At 68.9% G+C, this 26,663-nt stretch carries 30 protein-coding genes; 15 read left to right on the top strand and 15 right to left on the bottom strand.

The features are described from left to right. Positions 1–205: 205 nt before the first annotated feature. A complete protein-coding gene (locus BS329_RS24370; RefSeq protein WP_076163574.1) occupies positions 206–1,411 on the bottom strand; it encodes a class I SAM-dependent RNA methyltransferase in 1,206 nt (401 codons plus the stop codon). Beyond that, positions 1,408–3,441 (bottom strand): APC family permease, encoded by a 2,034-nt coding sequence (locus BS329_RS24365; protein WP_076163573.1) that lies wholly within the window; start codon positions 3,439–3,441, stop codon positions 1,408–1,410. The genes BS329_RS24370 and BS329_RS24365 overlap by 4 nt, the downstream gene beginning before the upstream one ends. 153 nt (positions 3,442–3,594) lie before the next feature. Between BS329_RS24365 and BS329_RS24360 the strand changes: the two genes are divergently transcribed. Together BS329_RS24360 and BS329_RS24355 are read left to right on the top strand one after the other, a co-directional pair. Beyond that, entirely contained in the window at positions 3,595–4,260 is a 666-nt protein-coding gene (locus BS329_RS24360) for a potassium channel family protein (protein ID WP_076163572.1), read from the top strand. After that, on the top strand, positions 4,260–4,916 hold the full coding sequence (locus tag BS329_RS24355; protein ID WP_016332961.1) for a potassium channel family protein: 657 nt from the start codon (positions 4,260–4,262) through the stop codon (positions 4,914–4,916). Before BS329_RS24360 ends, BS329_RS24355 begins: the two co-directional genes overlap by 1 nt. Positions 4,917–5,016: 100 nt before the next feature. Here BS329_RS24355 and BS329_RS24350 read toward each other — a convergent pair whose 3' ends face one another. Both BS329_RS24350 and BS329_RS24345 read right to left on the bottom strand, forming a co-directional pair. Further along, a complete protein-coding gene (locus BS329_RS24350) occupies positions 5,017–5,745 on the bottom strand; it encodes a DUF3159 domain-containing protein (protein ID WP_076163571.1) in 729 nt (242 codons plus the stop codon). Between the two features lie 9 nt (positions 5,746–5,754). Further along, positions 5,755–6,135, bottom strand: a complete 381-nt coding sequence (locus tag BS329_RS24345) for an OB-fold nucleic acid binding domain-containing protein (protein WP_034316985.1) — start codon at positions 6,133–6,135, stop codon at positions 5,755–5,757. A 103-nt stretch (positions 6,136–6,238) separates the two neighbouring features. Here BS329_RS24345 and BS329_RS24340 point away from each other — a divergent pair, with 103 nt between their 5' ends. Beyond that, positions 6,239–6,946 carry an alpha/beta fold hydrolase gene (locus BS329_RS24340; protein WP_208619267.1) on the top strand — a complete coding sequence of 236 codons (708 nt, stop codon included), beginning with the start codon at positions 6,239–6,241 and terminating at the stop codon, positions 6,944–6,946. Here the strand turns inward: BS329_RS24340 and BS329_RS24335 are convergent. Both BS329_RS24335 and dut read right to left on the bottom strand, forming a co-directional pair. Next, the gene (locus tag BS329_RS24335; protein ID WP_076163570.1) at positions 6,943–7,593 is read right to left on the bottom strand and encodes a DUF3710 domain-containing protein; all 651 of its coding nucleotides are present in this window, start codon (positions 7,591–7,593) and stop codon (positions 6,943–6,945) included. The two genes, BS329_RS24340 and BS329_RS24335, sit on opposite strands and share 4 nt — an antisense overlap. Then, on the bottom strand, positions 7,593–8,075 hold the full coding sequence (dut, locus tag BS329_RS24330) for a dUTP diphosphatase (protein WP_076163569.1): 483 nt from the start codon (positions 8,073–8,075) through the stop codon (positions 7,593–7,595). The genes BS329_RS24335 and dut overlap by 1 nt, the downstream gene beginning before the upstream one ends. A gap of 24 nt (positions 8,076–8,099) precedes the next feature. Between dut and BS329_RS24325 the strand changes: the two genes are divergently transcribed. After that, the gene (locus BS329_RS24325; protein ID WP_076163568.1) at positions 8,100–8,594 is read left to right on the top strand and encodes a DUF3093 domain-containing protein; all 495 of its coding nucleotides are present in this window, start codon (positions 8,100–8,102) and stop codon (positions 8,592–8,594) included. 103 nt (positions 8,595–8,697) lie between these two features. Here the strand turns inward: BS329_RS24325 and BS329_RS24320 are convergent, their stop codons facing one another. Beyond that, positions 8,698–9,006, bottom strand: coding sequence for a DUF4193 domain-containing protein (locus BS329_RS24320; RefSeq protein WP_005164528.1), 309 nt, complete (start codon positions 9,004–9,006; stop codon positions 8,698–8,700). Positions 9,007–9,459: 453 nt separating this feature from the next. Here BS329_RS24320 and cei point away from each other — a divergent pair, with 453 nt between their 5' ends. Then, on the top strand, positions 9,460–10,140 hold the full coding sequence (cei, locus tag BS329_RS24315) for an envelope integrity protein Cei (RefSeq protein ID WP_076163567.1): 681 nt from the start codon (positions 9,460–9,462) through the stop codon (positions 10,138–10,140). A 78-nt stretch (positions 10,141–10,218) separates the two neighbouring features. Here the strand turns inward: cei and BS329_RS24310 are convergent, their stop codons facing one another. After that, positions 10,219–11,037: an inositol monophosphatase family protein gene (locus tag BS329_RS24310; protein ID WP_076163566.1), complete on the bottom strand. Its 819-nt coding sequence runs from the start codon at positions 11,035–11,037 to the stop codon at positions 10,219–10,221. A gap of 67 nt (positions 11,038–11,104) precedes the next feature. Between BS329_RS24310 and ppgK the strand changes: the two genes are divergently transcribed. Both ppgK and BS329_RS24300 read left to right on the top strand, forming a co-directional pair. Beyond that, the gene (gene ppgK, locus BS329_RS24305; protein ID WP_076163782.1) at positions 11,105–11,866 is read left to right on the top strand and encodes a polyphosphate--glucose phosphotransferase; all 762 of its coding nucleotides are present in this window, start codon (positions 11,105–11,107) and stop codon (positions 11,864–11,866) included. A gap of 246 nt (positions 11,867–12,112) precedes the next feature. Next, a complete protein-coding gene (locus BS329_RS24300) occupies positions 12,113–13,513 on the top strand; it encodes an RNA polymerase sigma factor (RefSeq protein ID WP_076163565.1) in 1,401 nt (466 codons plus the stop codon). A 122-nt stretch (positions 13,514–13,635) separates the two neighbouring features. Here the strand turns inward: BS329_RS24300 and BS329_RS24295 are convergent, their stop codons facing one another. Beyond that, positions 13,636–14,835 (bottom strand): hypothetical protein, encoded by a 1,200-nt coding sequence (locus tag BS329_RS24295; RefSeq protein ID WP_244197275.1) that lies wholly within the window; start codon positions 14,833–14,835, stop codon positions 13,636–13,638. A 177-nt stretch (positions 14,836–15,012) separates the two neighbouring features. Here BS329_RS24295 and BS329_RS24290 point away from each other — a divergent pair, with 177 nt between their 5' ends. Together BS329_RS24290 and BS329_RS24285 are read left to right on the top strand one after the other, a co-directional pair. Beyond that, on the top strand, positions 15,013–15,813 hold the full coding sequence (locus BS329_RS24290) for a class I SAM-dependent methyltransferase (protein ID WP_076163563.1): 801 nt from the start codon (positions 15,013–15,015) through the stop codon (positions 15,811–15,813). Continuing rightward, the gene (locus BS329_RS24285) at positions 15,810–17,042 is read left to right on the top strand and encodes a hypothetical protein (protein WP_076163562.1); all 1,233 of its coding nucleotides are present in this window, start codon (positions 15,810–15,812) and stop codon (positions 17,040–17,042) included. The genes BS329_RS24290 and BS329_RS24285 overlap by 4 nt, the downstream gene beginning before the upstream one ends. Here the strand turns inward: BS329_RS24285 and BS329_RS24280 are convergent. Next, complete coding sequence (locus BS329_RS24280) at positions 17,034–17,243, bottom strand: hypothetical protein (protein ID WP_076163561.1); 210 nt, start codon at positions 17,241–17,243, stop codon at positions 17,034–17,036. The two genes, BS329_RS24285 and BS329_RS24280, sit on opposite strands and share 9 nt — an antisense overlap. Beyond that, positions 17,240–17,827, bottom strand: a complete 588-nt coding sequence (locus tag BS329_RS24275) for a hypothetical protein (RefSeq protein WP_076163560.1) — start codon at positions 17,825–17,827, stop codon at positions 17,240–17,242. Before BS329_RS24275 ends, BS329_RS24280 begins: the two co-directional genes overlap by 4 nt. A 109-nt stretch (positions 17,828–17,936) precedes the next feature. On the opposite strand from BS329_RS24275, the gene BS329_RS24270 reads away from it, so the two are divergent. From BS329_RS24270 to BS329_RS24260, 3 genes are all read left to right on the top strand, one after another. After that, the gene (locus BS329_RS24270; protein WP_076163559.1) at positions 17,937–19,136 is read left to right on the top strand and encodes a sensor histidine kinase; all 1,200 of its coding nucleotides are present in this window, start codon (positions 17,937–17,939) and stop codon (positions 19,134–19,136) included. Continuing rightward, positions 19,133–19,795 (top strand): response regulator, encoded by a 663-nt coding sequence (locus tag BS329_RS24265; RefSeq protein WP_076163558.1) that lies wholly within the window; start codon positions 19,133–19,135, stop codon positions 19,793–19,795. Before BS329_RS24270 ends, BS329_RS24265 begins: the two co-directional genes overlap by 4 nt. Positions 19,796–19,861: 66 nt before the next feature. Then, the gene (locus BS329_RS24260; RefSeq protein WP_076163781.1) at positions 19,862–21,301 is read left to right on the top strand and encodes an APC family permease; all 1,440 of its coding nucleotides are present in this window, start codon (positions 19,862–19,864) and stop codon (positions 21,299–21,301) included. Here BS329_RS24260 and BS329_RS24255 read toward each other — a convergent pair. From BS329_RS24255 to BS329_RS24245, 3 genes are read right to left on the bottom strand one after another with little or no spacing between them, the layout of a single operon-like run. Next, a complete protein-coding gene (locus tag BS329_RS24255) occupies positions 21,276–21,944 on the bottom strand; it encodes a DUF6885 family protein (protein WP_076163557.1) in 669 nt (222 codons plus the stop codon). The two genes, BS329_RS24260 and BS329_RS24255, sit on opposite strands and share 26 nt — an antisense overlap. Continuing rightward, the gene (locus BS329_RS24250; RefSeq protein WP_076163556.1) at positions 21,944–22,360 is read right to left on the bottom strand and encodes a GNAT family N-acetyltransferase; all 417 of its coding nucleotides are present in this window, start codon (positions 22,358–22,360) and stop codon (positions 21,944–21,946) included. The genes BS329_RS24255 and BS329_RS24250 overlap by 1 nt, the downstream gene beginning before the upstream one ends. Before the next feature lie 46 nt (positions 22,361–22,406). Beyond that, positions 22,407–23,201 (bottom strand): EamA family transporter, encoded by a 795-nt coding sequence (locus BS329_RS24245; protein ID WP_076163780.1) that lies wholly within the window; start codon positions 23,199–23,201, stop codon positions 22,407–22,409. 339 nt (positions 23,202–23,540) lie between these two features. Here BS329_RS24245 and BS329_RS44700 point away from each other — a divergent pair, with 339 nt between their 5' ends. The 3 genes from BS329_RS44700 to BS329_RS24230 all read left to right on the top strand — a co-directional run bounded on the left by BS329_RS44700 (position 23,541) and on the right by BS329_RS24230 (position 25,265). Then, positions 23,541–23,720, top strand: a complete 180-nt coding sequence (locus BS329_RS44700; protein ID WP_016332937.1) for a DUF7455 domain-containing protein — start codon at positions 23,541–23,543, stop codon at positions 23,718–23,720. Positions 23,721–23,824: 104 nt separating this feature from the next. Beyond that, positions 23,825–24,676, top strand: a complete 852-nt coding sequence (locus BS329_RS24235) for an alpha/beta fold hydrolase (protein WP_076163555.1) — start codon at positions 23,825–23,827, stop codon at positions 24,674–24,676. Beyond that, positions 24,657–25,265, top strand: a complete 609-nt coding sequence (locus BS329_RS24230) for a TetR/AcrR family transcriptional regulator (RefSeq protein WP_076163554.1) — start codon at positions 24,657–24,659, stop codon at positions 25,263–25,265. The genes BS329_RS24235 and BS329_RS24230 overlap by 20 nt, the downstream gene beginning before the upstream one ends. A gap of 208 nt (positions 25,266–25,473) precedes the next feature. Here the strand turns inward: BS329_RS24230 and BS329_RS24225 are convergent, their stop codons facing one another. Next, positions 25,474–26,655 carry an ROK family transcriptional regulator gene (locus BS329_RS24225; protein WP_076163553.1) on the bottom strand — a complete coding sequence of 394 codons (1,182 nt, stop codon included), beginning with the start codon at positions 26,653–26,655 and terminating at the stop codon, positions 25,474–25,476. Positions 26,656–26,663 lie beyond the last annotated feature (8 nt).

The raw sequence follows: 26,663 nt of genomic DNA, 5'->3' as shown, positions 1-26,663 counted from the left end.
CGATGGTGATCGTGCCATGCCCGTCGCAACCGGCGCAGCCTTTACCGTCACAATCGCCGCAAACTGACGTCAAATAATTCGTGATTCGCACTGCGAGTTCCCGTTCTCCGCGTTTTCGGAAACAACGAGACTCAAGTTAGCGAGCACCCGGCACCCGGACAAGTCAAAAGGGACTCAGCCATTCCGACGGTCTACGAATTCACCGTTATTGCAACAACGCAACGCATTCGACGTGGTGTGTCATCGGGAAAGCGTCGAAAGCACGCAGGTCGCTGAGCCCATACCCGTGCTCCGCGAACAGCGCGATGTCGCGGGCCAGTGCCGCCGGGTCGCACGCCACGTAGACGACCCGGTCCGGCGAACCCTCGACGATCGACTCGACGACGGCCTTGCCCGCGCCCTTGCGCGGCGGGTCGAGGACGACGACGTCGACGGGTTTGGGGGCATCGGCCAGCAGATGCTCGACGCGCCCGGAGCGCCAGCGGACCTGGGGGAGGTCGGCCAGGTTCTCCTCACCGTCCGACACGGCGCGGCGGCCGGATTCAATGGCCAAGACCCGCCCGCCCGGGCCGACCTGCGAAGCGAGCACGGAGGCGAAGAGGCCGACACCGGCGTACAGATCCCAGGCCACGCCGTCGCGCGGGGCTTCGGCCCATTCGGCGACGACGGCGGCCAGGGTGTCCGCGGCGGCCGGGTGGACCTGCCAGAAACCGTGGGCGTCCAGGCGCCAGTCGCGGCCCGCCGCGTGCTGGACGGCGAGCCCGCCCGCCAGCTGCCGGGACTTGGTCTTCCCGTGGACCGTCGACAGGTCACGGAGATGCACGTGCCCCTCGCCGTCCTTGGTGACCTCGATTTCGCTGCCGGGCCGCCAGTTCCGCGAAACGACGTCATCGAGCGCGCCGGGGACGGTGATCGGGCAGTCGTCGATCGGGATCACGCGGTGACTGTGGTGCGCCCGGAAACCCGCGCGGCCGTCCTTGCCCGCGACGAGCCGGACCCGGCTGCGCCAGTCCAGCGAGCCGCCCTCCAGCGCTTCGACGACGACCTCGCGCTCGATCCCGGCCATCCTCTTCAGCTGCTCCATGACCACGGCGGCCTTGAGTTCACGCTGGTGCCCGGGGGTGGCGTGCTGCCAGTCGCAGCCGCCGCACTCCCCCGGCGCCGCGAGCGGGCACGGCGGCTTCACCCGCTCCGGTGACTCCTCTAGGATCTCGATCGCGTCGGCGCGGCAGAACGAGCCGCCCTTGTCCTCGGTGACCGAGGCCAGGACGCGTTCGCCGGGCAGCGCGTGCCGCACGAACACGACCCGCCCCTCCGCCCGCGCGACGCAGTGCCCGCCGTGCGCCACCGCGCCGACCTCCAGCTCGATCGTCCGTCCGAGCCACGTACCGGTCGACGCGTCCACACTCATTCTGATTTTTCCTTGTCCTTCGTCTTTTCGGTCTGCTTGACCACGGGGGAGAATCCACGCCGGACGTCACCGGCCGCGGGACGCGCCTTCCGGTCGCGTTTGATCGCCTTTTCCGACGATTCGAGCTGCCACGGCACACTGGTCACCATGACGCCGGGCTGGAACAGCAGGCGCCCCTTGAGCCGCAGCGCGCTCTGGTTGTGCAGTACCTGCTCCCACCAGTGCCCGACGACGTACTCCGGGATGAACACGGTGACCACGTTGCGCGGATTGTCGCCGCGGACGCGCTTCACGTAGTCCAGCACGGGTTTCGTGATCTCGCGATACGGCGACTCGATCACCTTCAGCGGCACCTTGAAATTGTGGTCGTCCCATTCCTGGACGAGTTTGCGCGTCTCCATGTCGTCGACGTTCACGGTGACGGCTTCGAGCACATCGGGCCGCACGGCCTTGGCGTAGGAAAGCGCGCGCAGGGTCGGCAGGTGCAGTTTCGAAATCAGGACGATCGCGTGGTTGCGCGAAGGCAGGACGACCGGTTTCCGGTCCATTTCGCGCAATTCCTCGGCGACCCGGTCGTAATGCTTCCGGATCGCGGTCATCAGGATGTAGATCGCCACCATCGCCGCGATCGCGATCCAGGCGCCGAGCAGGAACTTCGTGATCAGCACGATGATCAGCACGGTGCCGGTCATGGTGAGACCGACGGCGTTGACCGTCTGCGAACGCCGCATCCGCCGCCGCACCGCCGGGTCGGTCTCCCTGGCCAGCAGGCGGTTCCAGTGCCGGATCATGCCGGCCTGGCTGATCGTGAAGGAGACGAACACCCCGACGATGTAAAGCTGGATGAGCTTCGTGACCTCGGCGTCGAACGCGATGATCAGCACCAGCGCGAAGGCCGAGAGGAACAGGATGCCGTTGGAGAACGCCAGCCTGTCACCGCGGGTGTGCAGCTGACGCGGAAGGTAGCGGTCCTGGGCGAGGATCGAGCCGAGCACCGGGAAGCCGTTGAACGCGGTGTTCGCGGCCAGCAGCAGGATGATGCCGGTGGCGAAGGAGATGTAGTAGAACGCCGGCGTGAAGTCGGCGAACACCGCCGCCGCGATCTGCGCGACGATCGTCTTCTGCTCGTAGCCCGCCGGAGCGCCGGTGAGCTGCGTCGCGGGGTGCTCGGCGAATTTGACGTCGGTGATGATCGCCAGCGTGATGATGCCGACCAGCATCGTCACCGCGAGCACACCCATCATCAGCAAGGTGGTCGCCGCGTTCTTCGATTTCGGCTTCTGGAACGCCGGGACACCGTTGCTGATCGCCTCGACCCCGGTCAGCGCCGCCGCGCCGGAGGAGAAGGTCCGCAGCAGCAGGAAGAAGAACGCGAAACCGGTCAAAGAGGCTTCTTCGTGCAGGTCGAAATCGGCGCTCTCGGCCCGCATGTCGGCACCGGAAGCCGCTTCGATCAGGCCCCAGATCACCATGCCGAGGATGCCGATGATGAACCCGTAGGTCGGAATCGCGAAGGTTTTGCCCGATTCGCGAACTCCGCGCAGATTCAACGCGGTCAGCACGACCACGATGACGACCGCGGCGATCACCTTGTGCTGCGCCACCCACGGCACCGCCGAGCCGATGTTCGCCACCCCGGACGACGTCGACACCGCCACCGTGAGCACGTAGTCGACCAGCAGCGCGCTGGCCACGGTAAGCCCGAATTTGCCGCCAAGGTTGGTGTTGGCGACCTCGTAGTCACCGCCGCCGCTGGGATAGGCGTGCACGTTTTGCCGGTAGGACGCGACGACGACCAGCATGACGACCGCGACGGCGACCCCGATCCAGGGCGCGAACGCGTACGCGGACAAGCCGGCGACGCTGAGCGTCAGAAAGATTTCCTCAGGCGCGTAGGCGACGCTCGACAACGCGTCGGACGCGAAAATCGGCAGCGCGATGCGCTTCGGCAGGAGCGTATGCGAGAGGCGGTCACTCCGGAATGGACGTCCGAGGACGAGCCGCTTCAATACGGTCGGGAACTTCGACACCCGGGAAGACTAGCTGTGACGCGCAGCGTCTCCGTTGAGGGTGGCGGCGGGGAGGAAGGTGGAGTACTGAGCGGTGCGCACGGTAGGTTCGGCGCTGGTGTGTCTGGGTACCTGCGGACGGGTGAAACGTCCGCGAAGTAGAGGAGGCAGTGCGTGCACGTGGTGATCATGGGATGCGGCCGGGTCGGCGCATCCCTGGCCGCGGCGCTGGAGCGGCTCGGGCACGACGTCGCCATCATCGACAAGACCCAGCAGGCGTTCCGGCGGCTCGGCAGTGATTTCCACGGTCAGCAGGTGGTCGGCGTCGGATTCGACCGCCAGGTGCTGATCGAGGCCGGGATCGAACGCGCGGGTGCTTTCGCGGCGGTCTCCAGCGGCGACAACTCCAACATCATCTCGGCGCGGGTGGCGAGGGAGAACTTCGGCATCGACAAGGTCGTCGCCAGGATCTACGACCACAAGCGCGCGGCGGTCTACGAACGGCTCGGCATCCCGACAGTGGCGACCGTGCCGTGGACGACCGACCGGTTCCTGCGCACCCTGCTTCCCGACGGCGTCGCCTCGGAGTGGCGCGACCCGTCCGGCAGCGTGGCGCTCCTGCAACTCCCGCTGCACGAGGGGTGGGTCGGGCACAGCGTGCGCGATCTGCAGGACACCACCGGCGCGCGGGTCGCGTTCATCATGCGGTTCGGCACCGCGGTGCTGCCCGACACCAAGGCCGTGATCCAGGCCGACGACGTCGTGTACGTCGCCGCGAAATCGGGCACCGTCAGCGACGTGACCACGGTCGCCGCTCGCGAACCGGAAGAGGAGAACTGATGCGGGTCGCGATTGCCGGGGCCGGCGCGGTGGGCCGGTCGATCGCCGCGGAGCTGATCGACGGGCGCCACCAGGTGATGCTCATCGAGCGCGAGGCCGACCAGTTCGAGCCGCACACCGTCGAGCAGGCGGACTGGGTGCTCGGCGACGCGTGCGAGGTGTCGATCCTCGAGGAGTCCGGCATCGAGGAGTGCGACGTCGTGATCGCCGCGACCGGCGACGACAAGGCGAACCTCGTGGTGTCGCTGCTGGCGAAGACCGAGTTCGCGGTGCGCCGGGTGGTGGCACGGGTGAACAACCCGGCCAACGAATGGCTGTTCAACGACGCCTGGGGTGTCGATGTCGCCGTGTCGACCCCGCGGATGCTCGCGGCGATGGTCGAAGAGGCGGTGAGCGTCGGTGACCTGGTGCGGCTGATGACGTTCCGGCAGAGTCAGGCGAACCTGGTCGAACTCACCCTGCCGGAGGAGACCCCGCTGGCGGGCAAGGCGGTCAGCGAGATCAACCTGCCGCGTGACGCGGCGCTGGTGACGATCCTGCGTGGTGACCGGGTGATCGTGCCGCAGCCGGAGGACCCGCTGGAGCCGGGCGACGAGCTGCTGTTCGTGGCGACGTCGGACGTGGAGCCGGAGATCCGGACCGCGCTGGGTTACTGAACGGTACTGTCACGACCCCAGCGCGTGTTATGAACGGACCTTTCATAACAAATCCTGTTATGAAAGGTCCGTTCATAACACGGGGGGCTTGAGAGAGCGGCTACTTCTCCACGACCGGCGCTTGGGCGTACTTCTCCCGCAGGCGGGCCTCGACCTCGGCGTCGGTCTCTTCGCGCGGCGTCTCTTCGGCCCGCGCCTTGAGATGCTTCTCCGACCGCCGCACCGCCCAGACGACGGCGAGTAGACCGAGCGCGTACAGCGGGTACCCCATCGCGATCTTCGCGAAGGCCAGCCAGCCGGTGTAGTCCTCGTCGTAGAGCCAGCGCTGCACGATGAACCGGGCGCCGAAGATCAGCGCCATCGCACCGGTCGCGATCGAGTAGGAGATCAGCGACTTCTTGTCCTTGCGCCAGGCGTGGCCGCTGCCGTTGAGCGCGTTCCACACCACGCCGGCGAGCGGCCAGCGCACGACGATGGAGAGCATGAAGACCCCGAAGTAGACCAGGCTCGTCCAGATGCCGAACAGGAAGAAGCCCTTGGCCGACCCGGTCCGGTAGGCGATGAACGCCGCGATCGCCACTCCGAAGAACCCGGAGATGGCGGGTTGCAGCGGCTCCTTGCGCACGACGCGCAGCACCGTGATGGCCACCGCGCTGCCGACGGCGGCCCAGATGCCCACCGTGAGCCCGAAGATCGCGTTCGCGATCACGAACACGATGACCGGCAGCGAGGAATAGAACAGTCCTGACAGCCCACCCATCTGTTCCAGGAGGGTGGGCTGAGGCTTCTTGTCGTCGTTCTTCTGCTCGCCGCCGGCGGGTTCAGTCACGATAGGGGATCAACTCACAGGGCTCTGAAGTTCGTAATAGGGGTTGTACAGCACCTTCTGACCATCACGTTCGGCCATCCGGCCGCGCACCTTGATGGTTCGCCCGGGTTCGATTCCGGGGATCCGGCGGCGTCCGAGCCAGATTAGCGTCACACCCTGCGTGCCGTCGAACAGCTCGGCCTGCAGTGTCGCGGCCTCGTTGGTCGGGCAGAGCTCCACGCTGCGGAGTCTGCCGAGCACCGTCACCTCTTGACCCGACCGGCAGTCGCAGGCACGCTGCGCGCCGCCGGCCTCGGATTTTTCGGACAGGTCGTCGGCGTCGAGATCCTCGACGTCGCTGGTCAGCTTGCGAACCAACCGGCTGAAGTAGCCGCCGTCTTTGGCGGACATAACGGTGCTCCTGTGCTCCGGGGCCCCCGACTCGAACGGCCCGTGCGTAATCCAGCGTAACTGTGCTCAAGCCAGGGAAACCGCTTTGGGAGAAGATCGCAACGTGACCTCCGCTATTCCGCCTACGACGGCGGTCGTACTCCCCGGCACCGGGTCCGACGAAGTGTTCGTGCGCAGCGTGTTCTCCGGTCCGCTGCGGGCGCTCGGCATCCGGTTGCTCGCCCCGCCGCCACCGCCGGGAGACCGGCTCGCGGACGGCTATCTCGCGGAGCTGGACCGGCTCTCCGGCGAGCACGGTCCGCTGCTCGTCGGCGGCATCTCGTTCGGCGCGCATCTCTCCGCGGAGTGGGCGGTGCGCAATCCGGGCCGCTGCACCGGCCTGCTGGCCGCGCTCCCGGCCTGGAACGGCCCTGCCGGGCAAGCACCCGCATCGCTCGCCGCACGGCTGTCAGCGGATCTGGTGGCCGAAAACGGGGTCGGCGGCGCGCTCGCGAAATCCTCCGACGGCGTCCCGGAGTGGCTTTCGGCGGAACTCGGCCGCGCGTGGCGGCGGCACGGCGCCGGACTGGCGGCGAGCCTGCGGACGGCGGCGTCCCATTCCGCCCCGGCGATCGAGGAACTCGAAGGCCTCGACGTGCCGGCGGGAATCGGTGCGTGCGTGGACGACCCGATCCATCCGGTGGAGGTCGCCCGCGCGTGGGCGGACGCCCTGCCGCGCGCCGAGGTCGGCGAGTCGACACTCACCGCACTCGGCGCGGACCGGGAAGCACTGGGCCGGGCGACCGTGCTGGCCTGGCTGAAGGCTCGTTAGCTCTGCTGTTCCGCGATGTGCTGCGCGACGGCGTCGGGCAGCGTGATGGTCAGCGGGGTGCGGACCGGCATCGGCGCGTCACCGCGGTCGACGATGGTGTGCCGCACGATCTCGCGCAGCACCGCGGGTGCCTGCGACGCCTCCGACTGCGGACCGGCGATGACGCCGCGGAGCATCCAGCGCGGACCGTCGACCCCGACGAACCGCAGCGCGACGTCGCCGATGATCGCGGACAGCTCCAGTCCCCACTCCCCCATGCCGACCGAAACCTTGGCGCCGTCGGCGCGCAGCTGCTCGGTGAGTTCGGTGCTGACGTCCTTCCACAGGCCGCCGGACCGCGGCGCCGCGTAGCCGCTGACGGTGATCTGGCCCTGCTCGGTGACGACGTGCACCGCCCGGACGCCGCCGGTCTCCGGGTCCATCTCGACCTGGACCTGGGAGCCGTCGGGCACCGGCACCTTCACCGAACCGAGGTCGATCCTCGGGATGCCGTCCTCGGGCGCGTCTTCGACGTCGAAGGGACCGTCGGAGGTTTCCGACAGCTGCGGCCCGAGTTCGTCGGCGTCGTCGCCGGGGCGGTCCTCGACCTCGGGCGCGGCGTGCCGTCCGCTGGGCTTGGCCTCGCGCTTGCGTCCGAAAATCCCCACTAGTTCTCCGTTCCTTCCCTGGCTCCGGCTCCCAGTGTGGCGTGTCCGCCGGTGGAGCCATACCCTCCCTCGCCGCGCTCGGACGACTCGAGTTCGGCGACCTCGACGAACTCGGCCTGTTCGACCCGTTGCACGACCAGCTGCGCGATCCGGTCGCCGCGGGTGAGCACGACCTTCTCGGTAAGATCATGGTTGATCAGGCAGACGCGGATCTCACCGCGGTACCCGGAGTCGATCGTGCCAGGCGTGTTGACGACCGAGAGGCCGACGCGGGCCGCGAGACCCGAACGAGGGTGGACGAAGCCCGCGTACCCGGGCGGCAGGGCGATCGCGACACCCGTTCCGACCACGCCGCGTTCACCGGGCGCGAGGACGAGATCCGAGGTGGTGACGAGGTCGGCCCCGGCGTCGCCGGGGCGCGCGTAGGCGGGAAGAGGGACCGAAGGGTCGATCCGGGAAAGCAGTACCTGAACGGTGGACACGGGCGGCGAGACTACCCTGAAGGCGTGGGTGAAAGCGTGAACACGGCCGAAGGCGGCGCCGGCAAGCATGCAGAGCGGCTCTACGTCCCGTGGTGGGGGTGGCCGCTGCCGCTGCTGGGCGGCGGGCTGCTGGCGGCGGAGATCGACATGGGTTATCCCGGGCTCCGCGGCTGGCTGCCGTACGTGGTGCTGATCCCCGCGGTGATCGCGCTGATGATCTCGCTGGGCCGGTCCCGCGTCCGGGTGACCGGTGGCGCCGAGCCCGAACTGTGGCTCCGCGACGCGCACCTGCCGCTGAAGTTCGCGGGAGATGTCGAGGTCATCGGCAAGGAAGACAAGCGGAAGGCCCTCGGCCGCGACGCCGATCCGGCGGCCTTCGTGCTGCACCGGGGCTGGGTCGGCCCGGTCGTGCGGGTCTGGCTCACCGATCCCGACGACCCGACGCCGTACTGGCTGTTCAGCACCCGGCATCCGGAGAAGGTGGCCGCGCTGCTCCGCCAGCCCGCTTCGATGGCCTGAGCGGGTTTCAGGCAAAGGAAAGGGGGCCGGCCTCGCGGCCGACCCCCTTATTCCTGTTTAGAACCCCGAAACCCCTGTCGCGCCGTCCCCTGTGCCCGTAGGCTCAGGCGCAGTCGCGGCAGATGAGCCGTCCGCCACTCTCCTCCGCCAGCCTGCTGCGGTGATGCACCAGGAAGCAGACGGAGCAGGTGAACTCGTCGGCCTGCTTGGGCACGACCTTCACGGTCAGGTCCTCGCCGGAAAGTCCGGAGAGGTCCGCGCCCGGCAGTTCGAAGTTCTCGGCGGTCGCGTCCTCGTCGACGTCCACGACGCCGGACTGGTTTTCATTGCGCCGTGCCTTGAGCTCTTCCAACGAGTCTTCGGCCAGCTCGTCGGCTTCGCTGCGGCGCGGAGCGTCGTAGTCGGTCGCCATTTGTCCCTCACCCCTGCGATGCTTCGATGTCAGATGGCCCGGACCCGCGAGCGCGCGGCTCGTGAGTCCTTCGTGCCGCTGGTTAACGTCCCAGCGCCCCTGTTTGTGCCCGGCTGGGCAGTGAGCGAGGTCTCTCTTTTGCGCCTCTTACTGCCGCCTGAGCCCGCGAAGGGTAGCTCACGCCGATACCGGCTCTGCAACGAGTCAGACATTGCCGCGATTACGTCACCCAACAGGGGGAACCTGGTCTGAAAGACGCCTGCCGCCCGAATGGGTTGCCCCTGCGTCGGGAACCTCACCCCACGGGCCCGGCCGCTTGCCCGGAGTGGCTGTCCCGTGGTGCTATCCGGAGGCCCGCGCCGATCACCTCCGCCGCAACGCATAGGCTGATCGGACACGATGGTGAGATAACGCACCGTCCGGGGATCCGGGCTTTGGGGAAGGGACTGGCAGGTGGCGTCGGGGAACGGCATCGGGGACCGCGGGACGAGTCCGTACCGCAAGCACAAGCCGCTGCCCGCGCTCATCGTGATCGGGGTGCTGGCGCTCGGCGCGGTGATCGTCTGGGTGAACGTCGTGGCGAGCGGCTCGGACGTCGACGCCAAGGTCCGCTGCGATCCGCCACCCGTTCCGCAGCCGGGGGTCACCTACACGCAGCTGGCACACGACGGACTGGACGACCGCGCGCCGGTCCCGCCGGACAAGGTCGCCGTCCAGGTACTCAACGGCTCCCAGGTCCGCGGCCAGGGCGGCATCGCCACCAGCACGCTCAAGGAACTGGGCTTCTCCCAGGCACTCGAGCCCGCCGCCGACCCGGCGTACGAAAACGTCGAAGCCAAGTGCCGCGGTCAGATCCGCTTCGGCGAGAACGGCGCGGCCGCGGCCCGCACGCTGAGCCTGGTGGTCCCGTGCGCCGAACTGCTCAAGGACAACCGCAAGGACGCTTCGGTCACGCTCACCACCGGCACCCTGTTCGGCGACATCCGCCCGAAGGCGGAAGCACGCGAGGTTCTCGACCAGCTCACGCAATGGTCGAAGGCGCAGCAGGGCAGCGGCGGCGGTGAGCAGTCGGCCGGTGGCGCCCCGGTGATCGACCAGGCGCTGCTGAAGGCCGCCCGCGAAACACCCTGTTGAGGCTGTCACGCGTGTTATGAACGGACCGTTCATAACAGAATTTGTTATAAACGGTCCGTTCATAACATCCGGAAACCCTCAGATCCCGCCCGCACCCGAGTCGATGAGCGCCTGCCGCAACGGCGTCGCGATCGACGGCGCCACCGCGAACGTCGCGTCCGGACCCAGCTCGGCGTCTTCCCCCGGAAGGGACACCAGGGCGCCCGCCTCGGCGGCGATGAGCGCCCCCGCGGCCCAGTCCCACTGCCCGAGACCGTGTTCGACGTAGGCGTCGAGCCAGCCCGCCGCGACCGCGCACAGGTCCAATGAGGCGGCCCCGTTGCGCCGGACGTCCCGCACCCGCGTCGCCAGTTCGGCGACGAATCGCGCCTGCTTCGTGCGCCGTTCGACCTTGTAGGCGAATCCGGTGCCGACGAGCGTCAGATCCAGCCGGGAAGGGGCGTTGACCGAAAGCGGCCGTCCGTCGAGGAAAGCGCCCTGTCCGCGGGCGGCGCTCCAGCGGCGGCCGCTGACCGGCTCGATGACGGCGCCCGCCACCGACACCCCGGCCACCTGCGCGGCCACCGACACGGCGAACCACGGCAGGCCGTAGAGGAAGTTCACCGTTCCGTCGATCGGGTCGACCACCCAGGTCACCCCGTCACCGGCGCTCCCGCCGCCCTCCTCGCCGAGCACGGCGTCGTCCGGGCGCAGTTCGGCCAGCCGCGCGCGCACCAGCCGTTCCGACTCGTGGTCCACCGCGGTCACCACGTCGGTGTCGGCGGACTTGGTGTCCACCCGCACCTCGCGGCCTCCGTTCATCCCGGTCCAGGCCTCGTGGACCAGTTCGGCGGCCTCGCCCGCGACACGCTCGGCGACACTTTTCAGCAACGTCTCGTCAACTCCCACGTCCGCCATGTCACCACATCCGGTTAAAGTCTCCGAGGCAGGCTTCTGAATCGTGCGAGAAGGGACCACGTCCGTGGTGGAGGCGACCCGAGGTTTCGGTATCGACATCGGCGGCAGCGGGATCAAGGGCGCGCTGGTCGATTTGGCGGAGGGGCAGCTGATCGGCGACCGGATCCGCATCGACACGCCGAAGCCGTCGACGCCGGAGGCGGTGGCGGACGTGGTCGCGGAGATCACCGGCCAGGCGGGCTGGGACGGGCCCGTCGGGGTCACCCTGCCCGCGGTGGTCAAGAAGGGTGTCGCGCACACCGCCGCCAACATCGACCGTAAATGGATCGGCACCGACGCCGACGCGCTGTTCGCCAAGCGGCTCGGCCGCGGGGTGGACGACATCGCGATGCTCAACGACGCCGACGCCGCGGGCATGGCCGAGATCCGCTGGGGCGACCCGATCGCGCGGCGCGGCGTGACGGCGCTGCTGACCTTCGGCACCGGTATCGGCAGCGCGGTCTTCCAGGACGGCAAGCTCGTGCCCAACACGGAGTTCGGTCACATCGAGGTCGACGGTTTCGACGCGGAGAAGAAGGCCGCGGCGTCGGTGAAGGACAACGAGGAACTGTCCTATCCCGAATGGGCGGAACGGGTGAACAGGTATCTCTCCGTGCTCGAAAACCTGATCTGGCCGGATCTGTTCATCGTCGGCGGCGGGGTCAGCAAGAAGTCGCACAAATGGGTCCCGCTGCTGGACATCCGCACGCCGGTGCTCGTCGCTTCCCTGCAGAACAACGCGGGCATCGTCGGCGCGGCGGCCGCCGCCGCGGAGGGCATCGAGCACTGACGCGCCCGTGCTGACATCCGCGCCGCGGATGTCACTTCGGCGGGTCGGACGGCGTGTCGCGCCCGCCGGGTGGTGGTCCGCGCCGCGACGCTGTCACGTATCGTCGTTACAATGGAACACGGCCCACGGCGGCGGTGCCAACGAAAACGAGGGAAACCGCAGGCCGAGGGGTGTTCCCCGAAGTTTGAGGCAGCCGAGACCATCACGCCTCGGCTCGTCATGTTCGACCGCTGCGAAAGGGCGTAAGTGGCAGCCGCAAGAACCGCAACCCGAAGCGGGACGAAGACAGCGACCGCAGCCGGCGAGCCGGCCGACGAGGCAGCCACCGACGCGGCGAAGCCCGCGGCGCGCAAGACCGCCGCCAAGGCGGCAGGCGCGAAGAAGGCCCCGGCGAAGAAGGCTCCGGCCAAGAAACCCACCACCAAGGGTGCCAAGACCGAAGACGGCGAACCGGAAGACGGTCCGGGCGAGCTCGACGAAGCCGACCTCGAAACCCCGGATCTGTCCGACCTCGAAGAGGTCGAGGTGGACGTCGTCGACGCGACGGTGACCGAGGAGACGGAAGAGGACGCGGAGTCCGAGGAGGACGTCGAAGAGACGCCCCCCCGCGGGCGCCGCACGTCGACCGACAAGAACGCCGGGAAGACCTCCGACAACCCGGACTTCGTCTGGGACGAGGAGGAGTCCGAGGCGCTGCGCCAGGCCCGCAAGGACGCCGAGCTCACCGCTTCGGCCGACTCGGTCCGCGCGTACCTCAAGCAGATCGGCAAGGTCGCCCTGCTGAACGCCGAGGAGGAGGTGGAGCTCGCCAAGCGCATCGAGGCCGGGCTCTACGCCGCCGAGCGCGTCCGCAACGCCGAAGAGGAGGGCGAGAAACTCGTCACCCAGATGCGGCGCGACCTCAAGTGGATCGTGCGTGACGGTGAGCGGGCGAAGAACCACCTCCTGGAGGCGAACCTCCGGCTCGTGGTCTCGCTGGCCAAGCGCTACACGGGCCGCGGCATGGCGTTCCTGGACCTGATCCAGGAGGGCAACCTCGGTCTGATCCGCGCGGTCGAGAAGTTCGACTACACCAAGGGCTACAAGTTCTCCACGTACGCCACCTGGTGGATCCGTCAGGCGATCACCCGCGCGATGGCCGACCAGGCCCGCACCATCCGTATCCCGGTGCACATGGTCGAGGTCATCAACAAGCTCGGCCGTATACAGCGCGAACTGTTGCAGGACCTCGGTCGCGAGCCCACCCCCGAAGAGCTCGCGAAGGAAATGGACATCTCCCCGGAGAAGGTCCTCGAGATCCAGCAGTACGCCCGCGAGCCGATCTCGCTCGACCAGACCATCGGCGACGAGGGCGACTCGCAGCTCGGTGACTTCATCGAGGACTCCGAGGCCGTCGTCGCGGTCGACGCGGTGTCGTTCACGCTGCTGCAGGACCAGCTCCAGTCGGTGCTGCAGACGCTGTCCGAGCGTGAGGCGGGGGTGGTGCGGCTGCGGTTCGGCCTCACCGACGGCCAGCCGCGCACGCTCGACGAGATCGGCCAGGTGTACGGGGTGACCCGTGAGCGCATCCGGCAGATCGAGTCGAAGACGATGTCGAAGCTGCGTCACCCGTCGCGTTCGCAGGTGCTGCGCGACTACCTGGACTAGGTCCCAGGGCTCACGAAAGACCCCGTCACCCACGCTTGGGGTGACGGGGTCTTTCGCGTTTCGTCCTCTAGTTGCGGTAGTTGGCAACACGAACTACCGCAACTAGAGGACGAATTGCGGTGTCAGGGGCGGCCGGTCAGGGTGGTCCAGGGGACGTGCACGGTCACGCGTTCCCGGAGTTGTTCGTTCATCAGCCAGAGTTCCCCCGTCGCAGGCCAGTACGACAGGTTCTGCGAGTTCACCGGGGCCTTGCCGCTCAGCCGCGACGTCGACGTGCCGCCGACCCCGCCGTGCAGGCACGACGGATGGTCGCCCGCCACGCCGGCGTACTCGGGGCAGACGCCGGTCATCACGAAGTATCCGTTGCGCGCCACCGCTCCCTGCATGCCCCACACCGGCGACACGAACCCTTCCTTCGCGTGCACGGTCCCGTCGGCGGACAGCTTGGGCAGACCGGTCGCGCGGTCGAACGGCCACCGCAGCACCCGGCTGCCGGAGGCGTTGGGCACGTGTTCCGAGGTCACGATCGAGCCGTCACCGTGGTCGAAGGACATCGTCGAGAGACACGGACGCGGCCCGGGCGCGTTGGTGCAGGTCCCGCCGCCGGGATACCAGAACGCGCCGATCTGCGGCATCGCGTAGTCGTAGAACGCCGCGTGGTACTTGCCGTCCGCGCCCTTCCCGACGACACCGGAACTGTCGTCGACCTTCCAGAAGCGCGTCGTGTCGAAGACCCGCACCACTCCCCCGGTCGTCGCGACGAACAGCCGGTTCCCGATCCAGGTCATTCCGTGCCCATGTCCTTGCACGACGGCGAAGTCGTCGTCGGACGTCGGCTCGACGAGCAGCACGTGCCGGTAGCCGAGGCCGGTCGCGTCCACAAAGGACAGCCGGACCATGGTGTCGCCGGGGGTGTGCCAGGACGTCGCCACGACCCGTTTGCCGCCGACCTTCCCGGTCGCCGCGTCGGCGTCGCCGGAACCGGTCAGTCCCTGCGGGATCCAGTCGTTGGTCTTGTCGTCGTTGGCGTCCTCCCAGCAGAATCCGGCCGGTTTCAGCGCCGCCGCGAGATACGTGCCGTGGCACAGCGGACGGGCCTTGCGGTTGGCCGACGACAGGATCTCCGCCACGCCGCGTGGCGGGAGTTTTCTCTCCAGCGCGGCGATCCGGGCGCCATAGGTGCCGAAGGTCGTACCGGAGGTCCAGCGGAAGCCGTCGACCGTGGCCGCGTCCATCTTCGGGAAGGCGGCCGCGGCGGAGGCGGCCCCGGGGATGAGCGCGAACACCAGCAGCAGTGAAGCGAGAAGTCCCAGCCTCTTCATACCCGCGAGCCTCCCGGCCCCGCGCATACTTTCGATACAAACCGCGTCAGGACACGAAAAGTCCGCGCTCAGCCAGGGATCCCTCGTGTACAGCGCGACAGGCCCGGTGGCCGTCACTCATGGGTAATCCCGCGCGGGAGGCCGGAGAAACCCGCGAATCCGGCTATATTCGCGACTGTGCTGACCGAGAGCTACCGCTATCCGGACACCGGCGACCACGTCACCGGGACGTTCATCCGACGGCACGAACCCTACGACGGCTACTGGGCGGCCAGCGAAGACCGCGCGCTCGCGAAGGTCGCCGAACAGCTCACCGCCGTCCTCGGCCCGCGCGAGAGGGTCAAGGCACTCGACGCCGGCTGCGGGGAAGGGCGCCTCCTCCCCTGGCTCGCCCGGTTCTCGGCCGACGTCACCGCCGCGGATCCTGACCGGGACAGGCTGGCCAAGGCAAGCGAGACCGTCATCGAGGACACCGAGTGCTCGTTCACCGTCTCGCCGATCACCGGACTCGACGGTGGCCCGTACGACCTCGTCATGTGCAGTCACGTCATCCAGCACGTGCCGACCCCCGACGTCGCGCCGATCCTGCGGCGGCTGGCCGGGATCACCGCGCCCGGCGGCACGCTGGTGCTGGCCTACAGCCGGTCACCGATCGGGCAAGGCGCGTTCAGTCTCGACAGCGTCGAAGACGGCACCGAAATCCGCTCCCGCCGCGTATCGCGCGAGGTGTTCGACAAAGCGCTGCGAGGCGGTGGTGGCCAGGCGCTCCCGGTCCGGTACCTCGACCCGCTGGAGGTCGCCGCCGAAGCCACCGAAGCGGGCTGGCGAACCGAGTGGGAGTGGACGTACCACGTCCTCGACGATCTCGGCCCCGCCGACGAGCACATCGACCGCGACGAACTGGTCAACGCCTCCGGTCCGCTGCGGCGTCACCTCGGCCGGGACCTGGTCACCCTGCTGCGCCGCGCCGCCGCATGACCGCGGTTCTCCTCACCTTCGCCTGGGCGGTCCCCTTGACCGAGCGGGAGGCGGAGAAGGTACTGGACGGCGGCCGGGATCGCGGCCTGCTGGCCCACCTCGACGGAAAACTCGGCGAGGAATGGGCGGCGGCGGAGAATTTCCTCGCCAGCTACACGACGCCGCCACGACGCCGTGTGCTGCGCAAACGCTCCGGTGGTTCCCGGTTGTCGATCCGCGTCGGCGCCGTCAGCCTGCCGTGCGAGCTCATCGTCACCTGGCATCCGGCCTATCACGCGATGACGCTGGTCCTCGCCACCACGATCTCCGGACCGGAGGCAGGCAGGCCCGCCGCCGAATTCGATCTCGCCATCGCCGTCCTGCAAAGCCTTCAGGGCCGCGAGGCGGCGAACGGGGAGAGCGGGCTGCACGGCGGCTACGGCGAGAAGTCCTTCCCCTCGCTCCTCAAGGCCGTCACCCACATCTTCGAGGATCTGACCAAGGGCTGCGGGCTGTCCGAAGGGCTCGGCCGCAAGGGCTGGTGCGTCGAACTGCGGTCCCACGACGGGCATCCGCCCGTCCAGCGGGTCGCCGCCGATCCCCGTCCGTTCTACGGGATGGCGACCGGCGACGAGGGCTGGCGGTTCGTGCCCCGCGAGGTCGCCGGGGAAGCGCTCGGCCCGTCGTGGGGCACGCGTTCCTTCGTCTCCGCCTACACGATGGCGGGCGGGATCGTCTGCCTCAACAGCAAGGATTCCGACTACGTCGAGCAACAGGACGAGCTGATGCGCGGCCCGTTCGGCGCGGCCGAGCCGTACTTCGGCATCGACAGCGACGTCGGCGGGCTCGACCACGGGATGCTCTTCATCCTCGAACGGGTCCTGATCCGGATGGCGCTGGCCGACCAGTGGCTGCGCAACGCCCAGCGGGAGATCCGGGCGCTGGCGGAGCGGAAGAAGTCGGCGAGCCGCACCCGGCTGCTGCGCAGCTCGCTCGACGACATCCTCGAAATGCTGCATTCGGTGCTCCCGCCCGAAGTCGACTCGCTGGAGCGCCGCCTGGTCACCAGCATGGGCGTGGAGCGGATCATCGCCCAGCTCGACCGCCAGGCCGAGGCGATGGACGAGGAGACCCGGTACTCCTACGAGAACACGGTGAGCGCGCGGGTCACGCGGCTCACCGTGGTGACCGTCGTGCTGACGGTCGTCACCATCGTCCTCGGGGTCATGCAGGTGATCGTGTCACTCTGACCGGCGGCGTTGCTTGCGAGCGCGTTCGGAGAACAGCACCGCCACGCCCGCGGCCACCATCAGCGCGCTCGCCACCACGTGCATACCCGGCGGGAGCAGGTGGAGCTGGACGAACCAGCTCGGGTTGCCGCTGCCCAGCAACCGGTTGATCAGCCCGCCCCCGCCCTGCACCAGCAGCAGGATTCCCAGTAGTTCGATCATCGTCCCGCCCTCTCCTCGATCCGGTCGTCCTTGGGGGACAGCTCCTGCCACAGCGGTCCGGTGGCGAACCAGATGGCCGTCACGACCCCCAGCCTCGGCAGCCAGCCCCACAACTGGTCGACCTGCTCGGTGTCACCGACCATGGCGATCAGCAGGAGCAGCACCCCCGCGGCGAGCCCGCAGGCCAGCACGCATTTGAACCAGTCACGCCATTCGGCACGCGTCCTCGCCCGGCCGGCAGGCTTGGGCGGCGGTGGCGGCCCGCCGGCGAACCGGTGGGCGAAGCGCACGTCGGCCCATTTGATCATCGAGTGCCCGAACACCACACTGAAGCCCAGGTACACCGCGGCGAGGCCGTGCACGAAGTTCGCCTTCGCACCGTTTTGCAGGTCGATGACCGTCGCGGCCAGCACGACGAGGTCGATCACCGGGGTCAGGAGCAGAAGCACGACGCTCGTCCGCTTCAGCTTGAGCAGGTAGCGGGCCACCAGGCCGGCGACGATGGCGACCCAGAAGCCGATCTCCCCGCCGGCGATCACCGCCGCCATCGGGTTTTCCGCGATGAAGTCCAGGATCTTGTTCACGGGGTAAGCCTCGCTCAGCGAACCGGCCCGCGCGTCGGCTTACGGCACGAGATCACCGTCATCAGTTAGTAGGACCCCGTCGCGCACCTCGGTGTGCTGGGATGGACGGGTGCCCACGCTCGTCCCGCGCCTGAACCACCTCGCCGAATGGAAACAGGACCTCGTCATCGCCTTCGGCACCTGGGTCGTCGGCGTGCTGGTCTATGTCAGCGGGATGCAGGTGCTGCTCAGCGGCAAGGACGACACTCCACTGTGGATCCGGCTGACCGAACTGACCGTGCTGTGCGCGCTGGAAATGCTGCGCCGCAAGGTCCCGCTGGCGCTGCTGTGCGCGCTGGTCGTGCTCGCCGTGGACATCGCGTTCGGTCCCTCCCTCCCGATCCTGGTCGTCTTCACCGACTTCCTCTACGCGACGACGCTCTACGGTTCGCGGCGCACCAGCAGGCTGATGATCGGCGTCGCCGCGATCGGGACGCTCGGGGTGGTCTGCCTCGCGCTCGTCTTCTCGGCGCAGTGGCGGACGGCGATCCTCGCCGCTTTCGCGCTGCTGCCGTTCCTGGTCACCCCGGTGTGGTGGGCGGCGAACGTGCGGCAGCAGCGGGACATCGCCGACAGCGAACGGGCGAACGCGGTCCAGCTGGCCAAGATCGGCAGGCTGGACCGGAAGGCGGCCGTGGCGGGGGAACGCTCGAAGATGGCGCGGGATCTGCACGACGTCATCGCCGGGCATCTTTCGGCGATCGCGATCCAGTCCGAGGCCGCGTTGTCGATGTCCACCGCCGACCCGAAACTGTCCAGGAAGGTCCTGGAATCGGTGCGGGAGAACAGTGTGAGCGCGCTGGAGGAGATGCGCGCGATGATCGGGCTGCTGCGCGCGGATGCTTCGACGGGGAACGCCGAGATCGAACCGACCGCACCGGCCCGGCTGGCCGAACTGTCCAAACTGGTCGAATCGGCGCGCGCCAGCGGGCTGGAGGTCGAGATCGGTTCCGTGGTGGACCAGTCCCCCGCCCTGCCGGCCGCGGTGGATCTGACCGCGTACCGGATCGCCCAGGAAGCGCTCACCAACGCGGCCAAGCACGCCGCGGGCGGGCGGGCGCTGCTCGACATCCGTGCGCACGGCGGCATACTCACCGTCGAAGTGCGCAATGATCTCCGCCCCGGCTCCGGCTCGGGTGACGACGGCGGGACCGGACTCGGCCTGCTGAACATGCGGGAACGCGCCGCCGCGGTGGGCGGCACTCTCACCGCCGGGCCGTCCGGCGGTGGCTGGCTGGTCCGTGCCGAACTTCCTCTGGAGGGGTCTTGAGCGACGAGAACATCAAAGTGCTGGTCGCCGACGACCACGGCGCGATCCGTGCCGGGTTGATGATGATCCTCGGCAACGCCGAGGGCGTCGAGGTGGTCGGCGAGGCCGCCGACGGCGCCACCGCCGTCCGCCAGGCGAAGGCGCTGAAGCCGGACGTCGTGCTGATGGACGTCCGGATGCCCGGCGTCGACGGCATCGCGGCCACCCGGGAACTGACCGCCGAAGGGCTGTGTGAGGTCCTCGTCCTGACCACCTTCGATCTCGACGAGTACGTCCACGCCGCGCTGCGGGCGGGCGCGGCCGGGTTCCTGCTGAAGTCGGTGGAGGCGTCGCGGCTGATCGAGGCGGTGAAGCTGGTCGCGGCGGGTGAAGGCGTGCTCGCCCCGCAGGTCACGCGGAAGCTGATCGCCGCGTTCGCCGCGGGGACCCGCGAGCCGTCCCTCGTCCCCGACGGACTCGACGACCTGACCGAACGCGAGCGTGACGTGCTGGCGTGCCTCGGCGGCGGCCTGTCCAACGCGCAGATCGGCACGCGGCTGCACATCGGCGAGACCACGGTGAAGACGCACGTGTCGCGGGTGCTGACGAAGCTGGAGCTGCGGTCGCGGGTGCAGGCGGCGATCCTCGCGCAGGAGAACGGCGTCGTCCTGGAGGACTGATCCCCACCGATCTGCGGGGTGGACGGCGATCTTCTAGCGTGACCCTCCATGCGGCGAACACTGGACGTGGACGAGGTCCTGAAGCGACAGGATTCGGGGGAGCTGAAGCGCCGCCTGCACGGGCGCGACCTGATCGGCTTCGGGGTCGGCATCATCATCGGCACCGGGATCTTCACCCTCGCCGGTGTCGAGGCGAAATCCCATGCCGGCCCCTCGGTCACCCTCTCGTTCGTGCTCGGCGCCGTCGTGGCCGGGATGGCCGCCCTCTGCTACGCCGAACTCGCCTCCAGCGTGCCGACGGCCGGAAGCGCCTACACCTACGCCTTCGCCACCCTCGGCGAAACGTTCGCCTGGATCATCGGCTGGGACCTGCTGCTCGAGTTCGCCCTCGGCGCGGCCGTCGTGTCCCGCGGCTGGTCCGGTTACCTCGCGAACCTGATGGGGCTCTCCCCCGACTGGTTCGGTGAAGACGCGAAAGTGAACATCGGCGCGGTCGTGATCATCGCCGTGCTGACCGTGATCGCCGTCGTCGGGATCAAGGAGTCGGCGCGGGTGACGAATCTCCTCGTGCTGGTCAAGGTCGCGGTCTGCGTGCTGATCCTCGCGGTCGGCGTGTTCTACGTCCGCGGCGAGAACCTCACCCCGTTCATCCCGCCGTCCCAGCCGCCGACGGAGACGGCGGGGACACTGCACCAGCCGATCGTGCAAGCCGCGCTCGGACTCGAACAGTCCGTCTACGGCATCGCGGGAATGGTGACCGCGGCCGCGGTCGTCTTCTTCGCCTACACCGGTTTCGAGGCGCTCGCCAACCTCGGCGAGGAGACCGTGCGCCCCGAACGCGATTTGCGGGTCGGCATCCTCGGCGCGCTCGGGGTCTGCGCCCTGCTCTACATCGGGGTCTCGCTGGTGCTGACCGGGATGGTGCCGTTCACCGAGATCGACACGGGCGCCCCGCTCGCCGACGCCTTCGACCGGGTCGGACAGCACTGGGTCGGCGCGCTGATCTCACTCGGCGCGGTCACCGGGCTGACGTCGGTGATGATGGTGGAACTGGTGACGATCGGCCGGATCGGGTTCGCGATGGGCCGCGACGGCCTGCTGCCGGAGAAGTTCGGCACGGCGCATCCGCGCTGGGGCACCCCGCACCGGATGACCATCGCCGGTGCGGTGCTGATCGCGGCGCTGGCCGCGTTCGTGCCGATCTCCGAACTCGCCGACATGGTCAGCATCGGCGCGCTGTCGGCGATGATCATCGTCGCGGTGGCCGTCCCGGTGCTGCGGAAACGCCGCCCGGATCTGAAGCGCCCGTTCACCGTGCCGTTCTCGCCCTACCTGCCCGTCGTGGCGGCGCTGGCGTGCTTCTACCTGATGCTCAACCTCGACGTGATGACCTGGCTGCGGTTCGCCGCGTGGCTGCTGCTGGGCCTGCTGATCTACGTCTTCCACGGGCGCAGGAACTCCCGTTTCGCGAAGGACGGCCTCAGCTCCACAGACCCGCCGTCGTGATCGCGGCGACGGCGGCCTCGGTGTCGCCGTCGTCCACCACGATCAGCATCCGGTGCAGCGCCGCGGCCACCCATTCCACCGGCTGGTCGTGCAAGCCGTTGTCCCCCAAGGACGGATAACCGTCCATAATGGACACCAGAGTCCCTTCGGCGCCGATCCGCATCCCGGTCACCAGTACCGAGTGCCGGGCCGCCGGACGCCAGCGGGACGACCACAGCGGCGGGACACCCGTGTCGAGGTAGTCGAGCAGTGCTCGCGGCGGGGTGTCGTGCGCGCCGAATTCGGCCGGGTCGACCTCCGCGATCAACGCCACCCGCGGCAGCTGCCACAACGCGGCGAGGAGCATGAACAACGACTGCGGCGCCCAGTTCCCGGCGGCGGGCACCGCGGCGAGACGTCCACCCGACAAGGCCACGATCGCCCGCGACAGGCCGTCCGGAGTGGTGCCCGCCGATGCCGCGACCTCGTCCTGGTCGGTGACGCCGAACCCCGCGGCGCGCAGGGCGGCCAGCGCCGCGAAGGGTCCGGCGAGGCCGTCCTTCTGCGGGAGTTCGGCCCGCGCGACGGCGACGAGATGCTCTCCGCCGGGTAGCCAGCGGCGACCGGACAGGCCGATCCGGTCGCCGTCGATTCCGGAGGACATCAGTCTTCGAAGACCCACGATTGCATGATGAACGGCCCTTCGTTCGCCGCCCCTGCCGAAGCGTAGGTCGCCAACGCGGCTTCGTTGTCCGTTTCGACCCCGACCCACATCCCCCGGCAGCCGCGCTCCCGCGCGATCCCGGCCAGTGCGTCGACCAGGTCACGGCCGATACCGCGCCGCTGGTAGTCCGGACTGACGTCGAGTTCGTTGAGGAACATCTCGGTGCCCTTGTCCGGATGCGTCACCTCGGTGCCGGTGATCATCCCCGCCGGGTGACCGTCCTCGTAGGCGATCAGCAGGTGGTTCTCCTCCCCCGCGAGGAACTTTTCGGAGGCTGTCCGCTGTGCGGGGCCGTCGAACAGGTGCTCGGCGGCGACGACCTCCTCGACGGTGCTGGCCCGCCGGATGTCGGCCACGTGTCCTCCCGGTGCTGGTAGCGCTACAGGCTGGTCAGTATCGCGCTCAGAGGGGCGCCGAGTCATCACGTTTCCCCGGCGACCGCAGCGCCACCCCGGCGACGACGGCCAGCGTGCCGAGCGCCTCGGGCAGGGCCGGGACCTGCTTGAGCCAGAGAAGGCCGATCACCCCGGCCGTGACCGGCAGCAACGCGAGCAGCACGGCGAACCGCGCCTGCCCGGCCTTGCGGAGCACCACCTGGTCGAGCGCGTACGGCACGACGGTCGCGAGCACACCCACACCTACGCTCAGCACCAGCAGACGTGGTGAACCCCACACCGCGCCGGTGCCGAACGCCAGCGGCGACAGCACGAAGGTGCCGACGGCGAACCCGACGGCCAGCCCGTCGATCCCGTTCCCGCCGACCGCGACCCGCTTCCCGAGCAGGATGTACCCGGCCCCGGCGACCGCCGCCCCCAGCGCGAAGAGCACGCCGAGCAGGCTGCCTTCGAGGCGGACGTCCGCGATGGCCACGACACCCGCCACCACCAGCAGCAACGCGAAGACGTCACGGCGGGTGCGTGAACCGAACGCCGCGACCAGCACGGGCCCGGCGAACTCGAGCGCGACCGCCGTGCCCAGTGGCAACCGGGCGATCGCTTCGTAGAAGAGCACGTTCATCCCGGCGGTGACGATCCCGAAGACCCCGGCGAGCAGGAACGCGCGCCCGGTCCACGCCGAACGAGGTGGCCTGCGCCACGCCAGGAGGACAACGGCGGCGCCGAGACAGCGGAGCCAGGCCACCCCGGCGGGTGAGGCGACCGAAAAGAGACCTATGGCGACGGCCGCGCCGGCGTACATCGAAATTCCGCTGAGAACGAACAAGACCGGCGGCGGCACGCCCGCGAACCGGTTCCGGACGACTGCGATACCCACCCCCGCATGGTGCCTGACGTGGGAAAAGGCGGTCCGGCGGGGAGTCGTCTCCCACGTTGCGTGATTACGCTACGACATACGAGGTAATTACCAGTGACAAATGAGACACCCGCACGGGAACACTTGCGGGCCGCCAAACGTCTGGAAGAGTGGAAGCACGAACACGGCGGGGCCGGGAACGAACGTTGCCGGCATCAGTGCCGAAGTGGTCGTAGCTGGATCGATGGCACCGGGTCACCGGTGCCGGGACGGAGGGAGACTCCAATGACTTCACCGACGCTCACCCGCCCCGAACTGACCGCTGCCGACCGATGCGACCGGTGTGGAGCTGCAGCCCAGGTTCGAGCCATTCTCAGCACCGGTGGCGAGTTGCTCTTCTGTGGTCACCACGCCCGCGCACACGAAACGAAGCTCAAGGAAATGTCCGCGGACATTCAGCGGTAGCCACCAGTCCACGACCACCCGGCGGCCGGCTGCTCCCCATGGAGCACGCCGGCCGCCCTGTTTTCGCCCGGCGAATACATACAGACAGCATGTATGTTGTCGTTATGCCCATCAGCGAATTCTGCGAGGTGGACCTCGGTGACGCCCGTATCCGCTATCGCGACCGCGGCGAAGGCCCTCCCGTGGTCTTCGTGCACGGTCTCCTGACCAACGGCCTGCTCTGGCGGAACGTGGCCCCTTCCGTCGCCGAAGCGGGATTCCGCTGCCTGACGCCGGACTGGCCGCTGGGCTCGCACGAGATCCCGGTCCCCGATGCCGACCTGAGCCCGCCCGGGGTCGCCGCGCTCATCGCGCGGTTCCTGGAGGTACTCGACCTGACCGACGTCACCGTGGTCGCCAACGACACCGGCGGCGCGCTCACCCAGCTGCTCATGATCACGAGTCCGGAGCGGGTGGGCCGGGTCGTGCTGACCCCGTCGGATTCCTTCGAGCGCTTCCTGCCGCCGATGTTCTCGCCGCTCAGCCCGCTGGCGCGGATCCCCGGCGGCACCTGGCCGATGATCCAGGCCTTGCGCTGGCGATGGCTGCTGAAGACGACGGACTTCCTCTGGCTGGCCAAACACCCGGTCCCCGGCCACATCCTCGACGCGTACCTGCTGCCCAGCCGCCGGGACCGGGCGATCCGCGAAGACCTCGCGCGGTTCCTCGCCGGAATCGACAACCGGTACACCCTGACCGCCGCCGAGCGGCTGCCCGCCTTCGAGAAGCCCGTGCTGCTGGCCTGGGCGCCCGAAGACAGGCACTTCCCGCTGTGGCTGGGCGAGAAGCTCGCCAAGGTCCTTCCGAACGCCGAACTGAAGACGATCGAGGACTCCTACGCCTTCGTGCCGGAGGACCAGCCGGAGCGGCTGAGCGCCGTGATGGTGGAATTCCTGCGTGCCCACGCCACGACGTAGCCAGACCGAACGATCGCGATCGACGCAGACCGCGTTGATCACGGCGGCGCGGACGCTGTTCGCCGAACAGGGTTACGCCGCCGTGCCCGCCGACGAGATCGTCCGGGCGGCGGGCGTCACCCGCGGCGCGCTGTACCACCACTTCGGGGACAAACAAGGGCTGTTCCGCGCCGTGATCGAGCAGATCGAAACGGAGCTCACCGACGATCTCAAGGCCGTCCTGCGGTCGACGGCCGATCCGTGGTCGGGGGCGCTCGGCGTGCTGAGCCGGTTCCTGGACCTGTGCCTGCGGCCCGAGGTGGTGCGGATCGCGCTCACGGACGCCGTCTCCGTCCTCGGCTGGCAGGAATGGCGCGAACTGGAGAATCGGTACGGGCTGGGCCTGATCACGGAGATCCTGGAGGCCGCCGCGGCGGACGGGCTGCTGATCGAGGCGCCGATCCCGGAGCTGGCGCAACTGGTGCTGAGCGCCTGCGCGGAGGCGGCGCTGATGATCGCGCACGCCGAAGACCCCGAAGCGGCGAAGGAGAAGGCCCTGGCCGCTCTGGTGGCCCTGCTGTCGGGTCTCGTGAGCAATTCGAATCGTTAGAGCCAACAGCGGTTCAGGTACCTACGGCGGATAGGACGGGGTTGCCGGGTTCGTTCACGTGCCACGGAGAACATCGGGCACGCGAGTCGTGGCTGTCCTGGAGGCCACCTTCAAGACAGCCAGACCCTCTCGCTCACCCGCGCCTCCCTGCCCCCACCGCAAGTAGAGGACTACTTGCGGTGAAGACAACCCCAATCGCTCACGGGTCCTAGACGGTGTCCAGGATCATTTCGAAGGCGGCTTCGGCCGCGCCCAGCAGCTTGACGTCCGCGCCCAGCGCCGAACTCACGATCTGCGTCCCGCCGACCGCCCGGCTGACCAGGCTCCGCCGCCGGACCTCGGCCGCCACCGACCGCACGACCGAATCGGGCAGCACGGTGAGCAGGTCGCCGAGCACGACCAGCTGCGGGCCGAGCAGGTTGACCACATTCACCAGGCCCAGCGTCAGCCATTCCGCGAACTCCGAGAGCCGCTCAGCGGCCGCATGCGGGTCTCGGCCCAGTTCGCGCAGTTCGACCAGGATCGCCCCACGCGGAGTGTCCTCGGGCAGGTCGAGCGCGCGGCACAGGGCCGCCTCGCCGACCTCGGTCTCCCAGCAGCCGCTGGACCCGCAGTAGCAGGGACGGCCGCCGGGCCGGATCGCCATATGGCCGATCTCACCTACGTAGCCGGCGCCACCGCGCAGCGCGGAGCCGTCCGCGATGATCCCTCCCCCGACACCGACATCGGCGGAGACGTACACGGCGTCGGACGAACCCCGCGCGGCACCACGCAGGTGTTCGGCGATGGCGCCGAGTTCGGCGTCGTTGCCGACGAGGATCGGGATGCGCAGCACACCGCCGAGCCGTTCCCCGAGCGCCACGTCGGTCCAGCGCAGGTTGGGCGCCTCGTGGACGTGCCCGTCCATCCGGCGGACCACGCCGGGCACGGACACCCCCGCGGCGATCGGCTGCACATCGAGGTCGCCCGCCAGCACGGTGGTCGACTCGATCACGTGCGTGATCACCTCGTCGGCCTCCCGCGTCCGGCCGTGGAGATTCCAGCTGTTGCGCCCCAGGATCTGGCCGCCGAACCCCACCAGCGCGATGGCCACGTGCTCGACCTGGAGGTCGACCGCGAGCACCACCGCCGCGTGCGGCTGCGGCAGGACCAGGAGCGAGGGGCGGCCCGCCCCTCGTCCCGGCCTGGGGACCCTCTCCTCGACGACGCCCGCTTCCGCGAGCCCGTCGACGAGGGTCTTGATGGTGCTGCGGTTGAGCCCCAGCTCGGTGGCCAGGGTCGCCCTGGTGCTCGGGCCGCTGACGTGCAGCAACCGGAGCAAGGTCGTGCGGTTGTGCCTGCGCACCTCGTCTGGTCGTGCAACGGGTGTGCTGGTCACGGGCTTCATCATTCCATGCG

It is taken from the genome of Amycolatopsis coloradensis (genome assembly GCF_001953865.1).
GTDB lineage: Bacteria > Actinomycetota > Actinomycetes > Mycobacteriales > Pseudonocardiaceae > Amycolatopsis > Amycolatopsis coloradensis.
This window is presented reverse-complemented; position numbering and strand designations above follow the sequence as displayed.

Excerpts from the sequence above, each read along its gene's own strand:
- BS329_RS24370 (WP_076163574.1), bottom strand. The coding sequence starts at position 1,411 with ATGAGTGTGGACGCGTCGACCGGTACGTGGCTCGGACGGACGATCGAG.
- BS329_RS24355 (WP_016332961.1), top strand. The coding sequence starts at position 4,260 with ATGCGGGTCGCGATTGCCGGGGCCGGCGCGGTGGGCCGGTCGATCGCC.
- BS329_RS24345 (WP_034316985.1), bottom strand. The coding sequence starts at position 6,135 with ATGTCCGCCAAAGACGGCGGCTACTTCAGCCGGTTGGTTCGCAAGCTG.
- BS329_RS24320 (WP_005164528.1), bottom strand. The coding sequence starts at position 9,006 with ATGGCGACCGACTACGACGCTCCGCGCCGCAGCGAAGCCGACGAGCTG.
- BS329_RS24310 (WP_076163566.1), bottom strand. The coding sequence starts at position 11,037 with ATGGCGGACGTGGGAGTTGACGAGACGTTGCTGAAAAGTGTCGCCGAG.
- BS329_RS24295 (WP_244197275.1), bottom strand. The coding sequence starts at position 14,835 with ATGAAGAGGCTGGGACTTCTCGCTTCACTGCTGCTGGTGTTCGCGCTC.
- BS329_RS24285 (WP_076163562.1), top strand. The coding sequence starts at position 15,810 with ATGACCGCGGTTCTCCTCACCTTCGCCTGGGCGGTCCCCTTGACCGAG.
- BS329_RS24280 (WP_076163561.1), bottom strand. The coding sequence starts at position 17,243 with ATGATCGAACTACTGGGAATCCTGCTGCTGGTGCAGGGCGGGGGCGGG.
- BS329_RS24255 (WP_076163557.1), bottom strand. The coding sequence starts at position 21,944 with ATGTCCTCCGGAATCGACGGCGACCGGATCGGCCTGTCCGGTCGCCGC.
- BS329_RS24245 (WP_076163780.1), bottom strand. The coding sequence starts at position 23,201 with ATGTACGCCGGCGCGGCCGTCGCCATAGGTCTCTTTTCGGTCGCCTCA.
- BS329_RS44700 (WP_016332937.1), top strand. The coding sequence starts at position 23,541 with ATGACTTCACCGACGCTCACCCGCCCCGAACTGACCGCTGCCGACCGA.
- BS329_RS24235 (WP_076163555.1), top strand. The coding sequence starts at position 23,825 with ATGCCCATCAGCGAATTCTGCGAGGTGGACCTCGGTGACGCCCGTATC.
- BS329_RS24225 (WP_076163553.1), bottom strand. The coding sequence starts at position 26,655 with ATGATGAAGCCCGTGACCAGCACACCCGTTGCACGACCAGACGAGGTG.